The following is a 12,607-nucleotide window of genomic DNA, read 5'->3' as shown; positions in this document are numbered from 1 at the left end:
AATGCACACCCTCGGCATCACCCTCAGCCACGCACCCGGACGCTACAGCCGCTGCACAGAAGCGATCGACCAGTTCCCGGCCGACACCCCAGGGCCCCTCCGCAACTGGACCGCCCGCGACTTCGACGCTGCCCTGTACTGGCTAAACCACCCCAGCAACACCACATACCAACAGTCAACGAACCTGAACAGCATGCAAGAAAACTGACCACTCCTGACCAACACTCACTCCACCTGACAAAGCGACAGCTCAGGAAACAGCCCAAGCCACGCTCCACCACCGAGCCTGGCCTGAGCCCCCACTACCAGCAACACCAAACTGATCAGCCCAGGCCACCCCCCAATGATCAGAAATACCGCTCGTGGACAGCAGGCAGCGCACCTGCGCAGCCCCAATGATCCGCCGGGACCATCCTCGCGGGTGCGGGGAGCAGGTCGCCGATGTCGGAGGCCAGCATGTCGATTCGGGACCATCCCCGCGGGTGCGGGGAGCAGGGTGAATGGGCGGGTCCGGGAGATGGTGGCTGGGGACCATCCCCGCAGGTGCGGGGAGCAGGGTGAATGGGCGGGTCCGGGAGATGGTGGCTGGGGACCATCCCCGCAGGTGCGGGGAGCAGTGACCGGCTAGGAGGGGTGTGATGGCTGCACGGGGACCATCCCCGCGGGTGCGGGGAGCAGAGGTTCGCGTCACCGGCCCGGGTGTCGTTCTCGGGACCATCCCCGCGGGTGCGGGGAGCAGTCTGATGAAGGTGGTTCTGCGGAGAACCTGTAGGGACCATCCCCGCAGGTGCGGGGAGCAGCCCTCGAACAAGATGCCCGGTTCGTCGGGGGTGGGACCATCCCCGCGGGGGCGGGGAGCAGACGCCCTGTGGGTGGTCTTCCAGGCCACGGAGGGGACCATCCCCGCGGGTGCGGGGAGCAGTGCGCAGCGGACAGCCAGGCGTGGCGGGTTGCGGGACCATCCCCGCGGGTGCGGGGAGCAGGTCAGCGGCATCCAGGAACGCGGCCGGGAAGCGGGACCATCCCCGCGGGTGCGGGGAGCAGCCGAGCAGTATCGGCCGCACCCTCCAGGACGCAGGACCATCCTCGCGGGTGCGGGGAGCAGTCGAACGAGGTCGGCCGGCCCATCGGCCAGGCGGGACCATCCCCGCGGGTGCGGGGAGCAGGCCCCGAAGTTCGTCGTCGCCCCGAACGTGATGGGACCATCCCCGCGGGTGCGGGGAGCAGACCTTTTCCGGCTTGAGCTCCCGAATGTGCCCGGGACCATCCCCGCGGGTGCGGGGAGCAGCACGTTCCGGAAGAAGCGCCGCGACGCGCGGCGGGACCATCCCCGCGGGTGCGGGGAGCAGTTTCAGCGGCGCCCGGATGAGTGCGCGTACCTGGGACCATCCCCGCGGGTGCGGGGAGCAGGGCAAGCCCGAGGGGTTCGACTACGCCACCACGGGACCATCCCCGCGGGTGCGGGGAGCAGTCGCCGTAGCCCATCGCGGCGAGCTTGATCAGGGGACCATCCCCGCGGGTGCGGGGAGCAGTCAACCGCAAGGGTGTCACCCGGATCTACTTCGGGACCATCCCCGCGGGTGCGGGGAGCAGAGGAGATGCTCGCCGCGGGGGTGGCCCGGGAGGGGACCATCCCCGCGGGTGCGGGGAGCAGGTCTGTGGGCCGCGACGCAGAGGCCGTCGCTCGGGACCATCCCCGCGGGTGCGGGGAGCAGGCGTACCGGCTGCGTACCGGGCAAAAAGCGGGGGGACCATCCCCGCGGGTGCGGGGAGCAGCCGTCCAGTGTGGTGGTGCGCTCTCTGGTCTTGGGACCATCCCCGCGGGTGCGGGGAGCAGCAGCTGCACCGCCTGGTCCAGGTTCCCGCACAGGGACCATCCCCGCGGGTGCGGGGAGCAGACTGGCACCGGTGCCACCGGCGGCAGCTTCCGGGGACCATCCCCGCGGGTGCGGGGAGCAGAGGTTCTCCGCCTCAAACCCGTAGTAGTGCGTGGGACCATCCCCGCGGGTGCGGGGAGCAGGTGGGGGAGGCGGCGTTGCCCTTGTAGTCGCGGGGACCATCCCCGCGGGTGCGGGGAGCAGCACGCGCCCGTGCAGTCCTTCGCGGGGTCCGCGGGACCATCCCCGCGGGTGCGGGGAGCAGACCGGGATCTCTACGTCAAGGGTGACGCGATCAGGACCATCCCCGCGGGTGCGGGGAGCAGACTGCATGACGTGCACGTTTACCGCTGGCGAGGCGCACTTTCAGCAACTATCTCGGATTCCGGCAAATGGGATGCTGGGTAAAAATCCATACCGCAGAGTACTCCCCGCTCGATCAAGGCGAGCCGATCACTGTACTCCTCAGGGACGCTGTTCCAGCGGCGAACAGTTGTATCCCCTCATACCGGCCCACTGGAGCCCATCTCTCCTGTATCAATCCCTCATGAGCGTTGGGGGGAGTGCTCGTACGGGCCTGTTGAGCCGGCTGGGGGAGCCCGCTCGGTCCGTGTGGGCCAAGCATGATCGTGACGGCGACGGTTGGTTGCCGCTGTGGCGGCATATGGAGGACAGTGCCGCGGTGGCCGGCCTGCTCTGGGACGAGTGGCTTCCCACGGGGGTCCGGAGACTGGTCGCTGAGGCGTTGCCGCAGGGTGAGCAGGATGCACGCGCACTTGCCGTGTGGCTGGCGGGAGTCCACGACATCGGGAAGGCCACTCCGGCATTCGCCTGCCAGGTGGATCAGCTCGCCGACGTGATGCGCGACCAAGGGCTGGAGATGCGCTCGGCGAGGGCGATGGGGCCGGATCGCCGGATCGCGCCGCATGGTCTGGCGGGGCAGGTTCTGCTGGGGGGATGGCTGGAGGAACGCCACGGGTGGGTGCCTGCTCTGACCGGCCAGTTCACGGTTGCCGTGGGCGGGCATCACGGAGTACCGCCCGAGCACGGTCAGATCAAGGCCCTGTACGCGCGTGAGGAGTTGCTGCGCACTCCTGGTACGAGCAATCGTGTCTGGCGGCAGGTGCAGACCGAGTTGCTCGATGCCTGCGCCGAGCGTTTTGGCGTGGTCGAGCGGCTGGAGGGATGGCGGGCAGTCAAGCTGCCGCAGCCGGTGCAGGTGCTTCTCACCGCGCTGGTCATCGTCTCCGACTGGATCGCCAGCAACCCGAACCTCTTCCCGTACTTCCCCGAGGCGGCGGCCCACAACGACCAGGACCGTCTAGCCGCGGCCTGGGAAGGGCTGGATCTGCCGGCCCCCTGGCTGGCCGAGGAACCGGACAGAAGCGCCCGGGACCTGTTCACCTCCCGGTTCGAGCTGCCTGCGAACGCGCAGGCGCGGCCTGTTCAGGAAGCGGCCGTGGAGCTCGCCCGGGACATGGAGACGCCCGGCCTGATGATCGTCGAGGCGCCGATGGGCGAGGGGAAGACGGAGGCGGCGCTCGCCGTTGCCGAGATCTTCGCGGCCCGCTCGGGTGCGGGCGGGGTGTTCTTCGCCCTGCCCACCATGGCCACCGGCAACGCCATGTTCCCCCGCCTGCTCGACTGGCTGGACCGGCTGCCAGGAGTGGCGGGCTCCCGCCACTCAGTGCATCTGGCCCACTCCAAAGCGGCACTCAACGAGGAGTTCACCGGCCTGATGTCCCGCAAAGGGCAGGTCACGGCCGTCGGCGTGGACGAAGCAGCACCCGCCTCGGGGCAGAAGTCGGACGCTCGGCACCGCGCGGGTGCCGAGCTCGTTGCGCATACATGGCTACGAGGCCGTAAGAAGGCCATGCTGGCCTCGTTCGTCGCGGGCACCATCGACCAGCTGCTGTTCGCCGGGCTGAAGAGCAGGCACCTGGCGCTGCGTCACCTCGCGGTGGCCGGCAAGGTCGTCGTCATCGACGAGGCGCACGCCTACGACACCTACATGAGTGTGTACCTGGATCAGGTGCTGTCCTGGCTGGGCGCGTACCGAGTGCCCGTGGTGGTGCTGTCCGCGACTCTGCCGGCCACGCGCAGACGCGAACTCGTCGAGGCCTACGCCGGCCAGGCCGGTGCAAACACTCCTTGGGACGCGGACATGCCGGACGCCTATCCGCTGGTGACGGCCGTAACTCCGGGAGGGACAGCACCACTGGCCCGCCGCCCACGGGCATCGGCCCGATCGACGGCCGTGCACGTGGAGCCCTTCGTCGACGACCTGGACGTCCTAGCCGGCCGGCTGGAGAACGAGCTGGTCGACGGCGGATGCGTCCTGGTGATCCGCAACACGGTCAAGCGGGTACTGACGACGGCTCGGGTGCTGCGCGACAGGTTCGGCGCCGAGAACGTGACTGTCGCCCACTCGTGCTTCGTCGATCTCGACCGGGCGGACAAGGACAGCACACTGCTCCACCTCTTCGGACCTCCGGAGAAGGCGGACGCCAGGCCGTCGGGCCGGCACATCGTGGTGGCCAGCCAGGTCGCCGAGCAGTCCCTGGACGTCGACTTCGACCTACTGGTCAGCGACCTGTGCCCCGTCGACCTGCTGCTGCAGCGCATGGGCCGCCTGCACCGGCACCGACGCGGGAAGGGCCAGGAGAGGCGGCCTGCAGGGCTCAGGACGGCGCGCTGCCTGGTGACAGGAGTGGACTGGACGGCGGACGTACCGACCCCGGTGCAGGGGTCGGTTGCGGTGTACGGGCGGCACGCGCTGTTGCGGTCAGCTGCGGTACTTCTCCCCCATCTCGACGGCGGGCCCCAGCAGCCGGTGCGGCTCCCGGAGGACATCAGCCCCCTCGTGCAGAGCGCGTACGGGGCGGGACCGATCGGTCCGGAGCACTGGCAGAAGGCGATGAAGGAGGCCGCCGAACAGTTCGAGCGGCACCGCAGCGACCAGGCCGAGCGCGCTGCCGTCTTCCGGCTGGGCGATGTCGGCAAACCGGGGCGGCCGCTGTTCGGCTGGGTCGCTGCCGGGGTGGGGGACACGGATGACACCCCTACTGGTCGTGCTCAGGTCCGCGACAGCCGGGACAGCTTGGAGGTCGTCGTCGTCCAACGGCGCGGTGACGGGGCTCTCACCACCCTGCCCTGGCTGAAGCCGGACCGCAGAAATCGGCAACGCGCCGGTGTCGAACTGCCTCAGGATGCGACACCGACGTCGTTTGCGGCTCGTACCGCGGCGAGTTGCGGACTGCGGCTTCCCCTGCAGTTCTCCGGAGAGACCATGGACCGGGCCGTCGCGGAACTGGAGCAGCTGTATCTGCCCAAGTGGCAGGGCAAGGACAGCCCTTGGCTGTCCGACCAGCTGATTCTCGCGCTCGATGAGGACTGTCAGACCCGACTGGCAGGATTCTCGCTCCGGTACAGCCCTGAAGACGGTCTTGAGGTGACCCGTGACGCAGACGACCGAATCACCTGATGCCGCAACGAGCGAAGTGCGGTCTTTTGATCTGCTTGGCCAGCCGTGGATCCAGGTGCTGCGCAGTGACGGGTCGCAGGACGAATTGTCGCTGCTTCAGGTCTTCGCACAGGCCGACGATGTGCGGCATGTCCTGGGCGATCTGGCCACCCAGGAGTTCGCCCTGGTCCGTCTTCTCCTGGCCGTCGCCCACGACGCCCTGGACGGCCCCGCCGACATCGAGAAGTGGGCGGAGCTGTGGGGGGACCCCGACTGCTTCGCTCCCGTCAAGACATACCTGGCCGAGCAGCGTGAGCGGTTCGACCTGCTGCACCCCGTCACGCCGTTCCTCCAGACACCCGGCCTGCGCACGGCGAAGGACGAAGTGTTCTCGCTCAACCGGATCGTGGCCGACGTGCCTGCCGGTGAGCCGTTCTTCAGTGCGCGACTGCCGGACGTGGGCAGGCTGACCTTTGCCGAGGCCGCCCGCTGGATCGTTCACGTCCATGCCTACGACACCTCTGGCATCAAGACCGGCATGGTGGACGACGACCGGGTCAAGGGCGGCAAGGTGTATCCGCTCGGTACCGGCTGGGCGGGCGGACTCGGCGGCGTCTTCGTCGAGGGCAGAACCCTCCGTGAGACGCTGCTGCTCAACTTGGTGGCGGCGGACACCGAAGAGCTCGACTTCTCCGCCGACGACCGGCCGGCCTGGCGTCGTGAACCCTGCGGTCCCGGCTCTGACGGGCGTTCCGCGACCGGTCTGCGTGACCTGTACACCTGGCAGTCGCGCCGGGTGCGCCTGCACTACGACGCGGACGGTGTCCACGGAGTCGTCCTCGGCTACGGCGATCCGCTCGTCTCCCGGAACAGGCATCGTCTCGAGCCGATGACATCGTGGCGGCGCAGTCCCGCGCAGGAGAAGAAGCTGGGGCAGTCGCCTGTGTACCTGCCCCTGGAACATGATCCGGCCCGTTCGGCCTGGCGGGGCATCGCCGCGCTCCTTGCCGACCGGCTGGAGGAAACGAGCAGCACTGAGGGGCCCTTGCGCCTGCGGCCGCGGATCCTGGAGTGGGTCGCCCGGCTTGTGACCGAAGGCCACCTCTCGCGCCGTTTCCTCGTCCGTGCCCGGGTGGCGGGCGTCAGGTACGGGACGCAGCAGTCCGTGGTCGACGAGGTCGTCGACGACCGTCTGGTGATGCCGGTCGTCATGCTGCACGCGCAGGATCCCACGTACGCCCAGCAGGCCATCTCCGCGGCGGAGGACGCCGATCGAGCCGTACGGGTCCTGGGTGACCTCGCGGCCGACTTGGCCCGAGCCACCGGATCCGAGGAGGAGGGCCCGAAGTCCGCGGCTCGTGCCGAGGGGTTCGATGCGCTGGACCAGCCCTACCGTGACTGGCTCTCCGCGATGGCGGAGGTTGTCGATCCGTTCGAGCACCGTAGTGCGTGGCAGCGCCAGGTTCGGCAGACGGTGGGCCGTCTTGGCGACCGCATTGTCGCTGCCGCCGGTGACGCGGCTTGGGAGGGTCGGATTCACAGCGACACCAAGGGCGGCACCCTCTGGCTGAACGCGAGCCTGGCCGATGTGTGGTTCCGGGCACGGCTGACCAGAGCACTGGGCGACCCCGGTTCCCCCGGCTCCCCGGGCTCCGGCGAAGGGGACGCCACATTCGGCGACGACGGTTCGCATACGCCCCAACCGACGCCTTCGTCGGACACCGATGACGCCGTGACCGCCCCGGAGGTGCACGCATGACAACCACATCCGCTCCGCTCGCCACAGCCCCGGTACACCAGCGAGTCGCGGAGCTCGCCGCCACTCACATCGGTCCCTGGCAGGAGGGCTACCTCAACGACCGGTCTCAGGCTGTCGCCGCTCTGGCCCGCCTGCGTCGCGGTGCAGGCCGTGAAGCGGGCGAGACTCCGGACCTGTGGAATCTGATCGACACCGATGCGCTCCACACCTCGGAAGCGGGAACGCGAGCGCTGGGCGAGCAGGAACTGGGACGTGCCGAGAATGCGCTGCACGCGGCCCTCACCCTCTGGGCTTTCCATCAACAGTCGCGGGGCACGCCCATGCACCGTCGGCACACGAGGGAACGGCCAAGCGGCCTGGGAGCAGCGGTCCGGCGCCTGATGCCGGCGGACGGCATCGACGAACCCGTCCGCAAGCGCCTGGTCCGCGCAGGCACCGCCCCCGACCTCGTCTCCCTCACCCAGCGGCTGCGCGACATCGTGGCCCTGCTGCGCCGCGAGGACATCCCGCTCGACTACGCCCTCCTCGCCGGCCAGCTCTACTGCTGGCAGTGGCCGGACGGCCCGGCTGCCGTCCGCCGCCGGTGGGGGCGCTCCTTCCACGAGCAGCGGTGGCCCCGGCCCACCTCCGACGACAACACCACCTCGGACACCGACAAGGACGCCTCGTGAACCGCATCTTCCTGGACGTGCACGCCCTGCAGACCGTCCCGCCCAGCAATCTCAACCGGGACGACACGGGCGCGCCCAAGACGGCCGTCTACGGTGGAGTCCCGCGCGCCCGGGTCTCCAGCCAGGCATGGAAGCGGGCCATCCGCACCTACTTCAGGGACGAGCACCTGCTCGACCCCGCCGAACTCGGCGTGCGGACGAAGAAGATCGTGGAACTCCTGGCCGACCGGATCACCGGGCTCGACGAGTCCGTCGAACGGGAAACGGCGCTGAAACTCGCCGACGAGACGGTGAAGGCCGCCGGCTTCAAGACCGAGGTACCCAAGCGGAAGGCCGACCAGGCCAAGAAGGACGGCGGCCCCGCACCCGCCCCCGAGAGCAAGTACCTGGTCTTCCTCAGCTCCCGGCAGCTCGACGGCCTGGCTCGCCTCGCTCTTGACGGCGCCGCCGACATCGGGGCGTTCCTGAGGACGAAGGAGAACAAGGCCAAAGCCAGGGAGCTCGCGGACACCCGCCACTCCGTGGACATTGCTCTCTTCGGCCGGATGGTCGCCGACATCGCCGACATCAACGTCGACGCCGCCGTACAGGTGGCGCACGCGCTCAGCGTCCACCGGGTCGACAACGAGTCCGACTACTACACCGCCGTCGACGACGAGAACACCGACGAGGAGACCGGCGCCGGAATGATCGGCACCGTCGACTTCAACTCCGCGACCCTCTACCGCTACGCCGCCCTCGGCGTGCACCAGCTCGCCGCCAACCTCGGCCAGGGACTGCGCGAGGACGAACCGCGCACCGAGCCGGTACGCCGCGCCGTCGAAGCGTTCGTGCAGGCCTTCGTCGCCTCTCTGCCCACCGGGAAGATCAACACCTTCGGGCACCACACCGAACCGGATGCCGTGGTCGTCAAGCTCCGCACCACCCGGCCGATCAGTTGCGTCGCCGCATTCGAGGACCCGGTCCGCAGCAACGGCGGCGGGCACCTGCGCGAAGCCGCCGACCGGCTCGCCGCATACGCTTTCGACGTCGAACGGGCCTACGGCGACCTGGAGACCACCCTCACCTGGGTACTGCGGGTCGGTCCCGCCACGCAGAAGCTCGCCGATCTCGGCACCGAGGCCGGCACGCTCCGCGAACTCGCCACCGCGGTCGGCCAGGCCGTCGCGGAACGCCTGGAGAAGCCCGCATGAGCCGGACGAGCGTGCTCGCCCTCCGCCTGGCAGGCCCCCTGCAGTCCTGGGGGGCCTCCTCCCGTTTCACCCGACGCACCACCGAGTCCGCCCCGACCAAGAGTGGCGTCATCGGCCTGCTCGCAGCTGCAGCCGGCATCGAACGCGGCGACGACGAACACCTCGCCCCGCTGGCGGCACTCCGGTTCGCCGTCCGCATGGACCAGCCCGGCACCCGCATCCGGGACTTCCACACCGCCCATCACGGTGTCACCGGCGCGTCGATGCCGCTGTCCGAACGCTTCTACCTCGCCGACGCCGTCTTCGTAGCCGCCGTCGAGGGCGACCACGCCCTGCTCACCGGTCTGCGCGATGCTCTGCGTACCCCCGTGTACCCGCCCTACCTCGGCCGGCGCTCGTGCCCGCCCGCCGAACCGGTCGACCTCGCTCTGTACGAGGACACCCGCCTTGAGGACGTACTGGCGAGCGTGCCCTGGCAGGCCTCCACCTGGTACCGCAAGCGAGGCCGGACCCCGCAGACCCTGACCGTGTTGCGCGAGACAGCCTCCGACGAGTCAGCCGCAGCGGCCGACGTCCAGCGTGACCAGCCGGTCACCTTCGACGCCGCCGGCCGGCGGCACGCGCTGCGCACCGTCGTCACCGACTCCGTGTCCACTCCGATCACGTCGGGCAGCGGCGGTCCACAGGAGGCACACGATCCGTTCGCCGCCCTCGAGGCCCTGGAGAATGAGAGCGCCTGATGTTCCTCTCCCGCTTCCGCGTCAACACCGCGCGGCCCGGCGCACGCCGCCTGCTGTCCTCCCCACAGGCCATGCACGCAGCCGTCATGTCGTCCTTCCCGCACATCCTGCCGTCCGACAGCCCGGCGCCCGACGCCCCGCGCGTGCTGTGGCGGCTGGACCAACTCGCCCGCGCGGAAGTGCTGCTGTACGTGGTCAGCCCCGACCGCCCCGACCTGACACATCTGGTCGAGCAGGCAGGATGGCCCGCCGTGGCCGGCCCGGAAAACCCGGGCTGGCAGACCCGGCCCTACGCTCCGCTCCTCGACCGGCTGGCCGCGGGCGAGCGCTGGGCGTTCCGCCTGACCGCCAACCCCGTACACACCATCCGCCGCAAAGAAGGCGAACCCCGCAAACTCACCGCCCACCTCACCCCCGTCCACCAGATGGGCTGGCTGCTCGACGAGAAGCGCCAGGAGCGCTCCGGCTTCCGCGTCTGTGAGAAACCCGTGGACCGGCGGCTCCTGCCCGAGGGCACCACCCACCAGAAGCGGCCTCACCCCGGTGACCGGTACGAGCTGGCCATACGGGACACGCGGTCCCTCACCTTCGACAAGTCGCGCTCAGCCGACGCCCGTCGGGACAGGCCGGTCACCGTCGTCACCGTCACCTTCGAAGGACGCCTGGAGGTCACCGACGCCGACCTGCTGCGCCGCACCCTCACTCAGGGCATCGGCCGGGCCAGAGCGTACGGCTGCGGCCTCCTCACCCTGGCGCCGGTCACAGAGCCCGACCGGCACACCGCATGAGCACGGTCTCACGCCGCCCGGCGCTGACCCCCCGGCAACTGACACGCACCGACGAACGTCTCTCCTTCGTCTACCTGGAACGCTGCACGGTCCACCGCGACGCCAACGCGATCACCGCCCAGGACGCGGAAGGCACCACCCACATCCCGTCGGCGACCATCGGAACCCTCCTTCTCGGCCCAGGCACACGCGTCACCCACCAGGCCATGAGTGTGCTCGGCGAGACCGGCGCCGCGGTCTGCTGGGTCGGGGAACACGGCGTGCGCTACTACGCCTCCGGCCGTGCCCTCAGCCGCTCCTCCGCCCTCATGGAAGCCCAGGCCCGCCAGTGGGCCAACCCCCGCAGCCGCCTCGCCGTGGCACGCGCGATGTACCGGCTCCGCTTCCCCGACGAGGACCCCGCCGGCCTCACCCGGCACGAACTCCTCGGCCGGGAAGGAAGACGGGTCAAGGACTGCTACCGGGCCCAGGCCGCCCGCACCGGCGTCTCCTGGCGGGGCCGGCGCTACGTCCCCGGCGACTTCACCAGCGGCGACCCGGTCAACCAGGCCATCACCGCCGCCGCCCAGTGCATGTACGGCATCGCCCATGCCGTCGTCACCTCCCTGGGATGCAGCCCGGCACTCGGCTTCGTCCACTCCGGCCACGAGCTGTCATTCGTCCTGGACATCGCCGACCTCTACAAGACGGAGATCGGCATCCCGGTCGCCTTCGACGTCGCCGCACAGGACGAGGAGGACGTCGGCTCCCGCACACGCCGCGCACTACGGGACCGCATCAACGAAACGTCCCTGCTCAACCGGTGCGTCGACGACATCAAACGCCTTCTGATGCCAGAGACGACCGGCCCTTCTGCCCCCGACCGCGATCGGGACGTGGTCACGCTGCAAAGCGACCACGGCCACCAGGTCACCTCAGGCGTCAACTACGACGGCCCTGACGAGAACTACGGAGACGAACTCTGGTGACCGTCATCGTCCTCACCAACTGCCCCGCCGGACTACGAGGCTTCCTCACACGCTGGCTGCTGGAAATCTCCGCAGGCGTGTTCGTGGGCAACCCCTCGGCCCGCATCCGCGACGTGCTCTGGGAAGAGGTCCAGCAGTACGCAGGCCAGGGCCGCGCGCTGTTGGCCCACACCACGAACAACGAACAGGGCTTCACGTTCCGCACGCACGAGCACGCCTGGCACCCCGTCGACCACGAGGGCGTCACCCTGATCCGTCGCCCCGACCCGAACGCGCCCTCCCGGGGAACTACGACGACGGGACAGGCTCCCCCTCCCGGCTGGAGCAGGGCTGCAAAGCGCAGACGCTTCGGGAGAGGCTGATGCAGGTGAAGTGTCTTACACCCCATATGCCGGACTCTGTGAAAGTACTCGAAAACCGCTGCCACCCCGGCTAAAACAGCAGGTCATCCAGTCTGCTCCCCGCACCCGCGGGGATGGTCCCCGCGTCAGGTCCTCGCTCGCGTACCGGAACGGCCTGCTCCCCGCACCCGCGGGGATGGTCCCCCCCGGTGCGGAGTGTCCCCCCCGCACCGGGGCTGCTCCCCGCACCCGCGGGGATGGTCCCTGGAGAGCGTCACCGTCGCGGAGTAGGTCTCGCTGCTCCCCGCACCCGCGGGGATGGTCCCTCGGCCAGACGCTCCAGGAACCGGGTTCCGGCCTGCTCCCCGCACCCGCGGGGATGGTCCCATCGCCTCGCACGACGTGCAGTCGATGTACAGCTGCTCCCCGCACCCGCGGGGATGGTCCCCCGCAGCAGTGCCCGGCGGGGAAGCACGCCGACTGCTCCCCGCACCCGCGGGGATGGTCCCTGGCCGAGGTCGGAGCCATCGGCGGAATCGACCTGCTCCCCGCACCCGCGGGGATGGTCCCTCGAGCGGGGTGGGGCCGCCGCCGATGTTGCCCTGCTCCCCGCACCCGCGGGGATGGTCCCGCGGCGAGGGCCTCGGCGCCGGTGGGCGTGGGCTGCTCCCCGCACCCGCGGGGATGGTCCCTCTGCGGCTTCGAGGAGGGCGAGGGCTCGGGCCTGCTCCCCGCACCCGCGGGGATGGTCCCCGAAGCGGTTCAGGGTGTAGAGCTGCCACTGCTCCCCGCACCCGCGGGGATGGT

General features: G+C 70.0%; 8 protein-coding genes and 2 CRISPR repeat arrays (1 of these 10 only partly in view). All 8 genes read left to right on the top strand.

The window, feature by feature from the left end:
* Positions 1 to 405: 405 nt before the first annotated feature.
* A CRISPR array of direct repeats spans positions 406 to 2,203; the repeat unit is 29 nt; unit sequence GGGACCATCCCCGCGGGTGCGGGGAGCAG.
* 284 nt (positions 2,204 to 2,487) lie between these two features.
* Genes cas3 through cas2e form a run of 8 tightly spaced genes read left to right on the top strand, consistent with a single transcriptional unit; the run spans position 2,488 to position 11,821 of the window.
* Positions 2,488 to 5,361: a CRISPR-associated helicase Cas3' gene (gene cas3 / locus ACQY0Z_RS32115; RefSeq protein WP_439813264.1), complete on the top strand. Its 2,874-nt coding sequence runs from the start codon at positions 2,488 to 2,490 to the stop codon at positions 5,359 to 5,361.
* Positions 5,336 to 7,099 carry a type I-E CRISPR-associated protein Cse1/CasA gene (casA, locus tag ACQY0Z_RS32110; RefSeq protein ID WP_439813263.1) on the top strand — a complete coding sequence of 588 codons (1,764 nt, stop codon included), beginning with the start codon at positions 5,336 to 5,338 and terminating at the stop codon, positions 7,097 to 7,099. The genes cas3 and casA overlap by 26 nt, the downstream gene beginning before the upstream one ends.
* Entirely contained in the window at positions 7,096 to 7,770 is a 675-nt protein-coding gene (casB, locus tag ACQY0Z_RS32105) for a type I-E CRISPR-associated protein Cse2/CasB (protein WP_439813262.1), read from the top strand. Before casA ends, casB begins: the two co-directional genes overlap by 4 nt.
* Positions 7,767 to 8,963 (top strand): type I-E CRISPR-associated protein Cas7/Cse4/CasC, encoded by a 1,197-nt coding sequence (cas7e, locus tag ACQY0Z_RS32100; protein WP_439813261.1) that lies wholly within the window; start codon positions 7,767 to 7,769, stop codon positions 8,961 to 8,963. Before casB ends, cas7e begins: the two co-directional genes overlap by 4 nt.
* Positions 8,960 to 9,703, top strand: coding sequence for a type I-E CRISPR-associated protein Cas5/CasD (gene cas5e / locus ACQY0Z_RS32095; RefSeq protein WP_439813260.1), 744 nt, complete (start codon positions 8,960 to 8,962; stop codon positions 9,701 to 9,703). The genes cas7e and cas5e overlap by 4 nt, the downstream gene beginning before the upstream one ends.
* Entirely contained in the window at positions 9,703 to 10,491 is a 789-nt protein-coding gene (cas6e, locus tag ACQY0Z_RS32090; RefSeq protein ID WP_439813259.1) for a type I-E CRISPR-associated protein Cas6/Cse3/CasE, read from the top strand. The genes cas5e and cas6e overlap by 1 nt, the downstream gene beginning before the upstream one ends.
* Entirely contained in the window at positions 10,488 to 11,459 is a 972-nt protein-coding gene (gene cas1e / locus ACQY0Z_RS32085; protein WP_439813258.1) for a type I-E CRISPR-associated endonuclease Cas1e, read from the top strand. The genes cas6e and cas1e overlap by 4 nt, the downstream gene beginning before the upstream one ends.
* Complete coding sequence (gene cas2e / locus ACQY0Z_RS32080; RefSeq protein WP_391810783.1) at positions 11,456 to 11,821, top strand: type I-E CRISPR-associated endoribonuclease Cas2e; 366 nt, start codon at positions 11,456 to 11,458, stop codon at positions 11,819 to 11,821. The genes cas1e and cas2e overlap by 4 nt, the downstream gene beginning before the upstream one ends.
* A gap of 92 nt (positions 11,822 to 11,913) precedes the next feature.
* Positions 11,914 to 12,607: a CRISPR direct-repeat array (repeat unit 29 nt; unit sequence CTGCTCCCCGCACCCGCGGGGATGGTCCC) (it continues 1,040 nt past the right edge of the window).

The organism is Streptomyces sp. P9-2 (genome assembly GCF_051903975.1).
GTDB classification, from domain to species: domain Bacteria; phylum Actinomycetota; class Actinomycetes; order Streptomycetales; family Streptomycetaceae; genus Streptomyces; species Streptomyces cellulosae.
Note: the sequence above shows the minus strand (reverse complement) of the source record. Positions and strands in the feature narration are given on the sequence as shown.

Coding starts and splice junctions, on each gene's coding strand:
- casB (WP_439813262.1), top strand. CDS start 7,096: ATGACAACCACATCCGCTCCGCTCGCCACAGCCCCGGTACACCAGCGA.
- cas5e (WP_439813260.1), top strand. CDS start 8,960: ATGAGCCGGACGAGCGTGCTCGCCCTCCGCCTGGCAGGCCCCCTGCAG.
- cas6e (WP_439813259.1), top strand. CDS start 9,703: ATGTTCCTCTCCCGCTTCCGCGTCAACACCGCGCGGCCCGGCGCACGC.
- cas1e (WP_439813258.1), top strand. CDS start 10,488: ATGAGCACGGTCTCACGCCGCCCGGCGCTGACCCCCCGGCAACTGACA.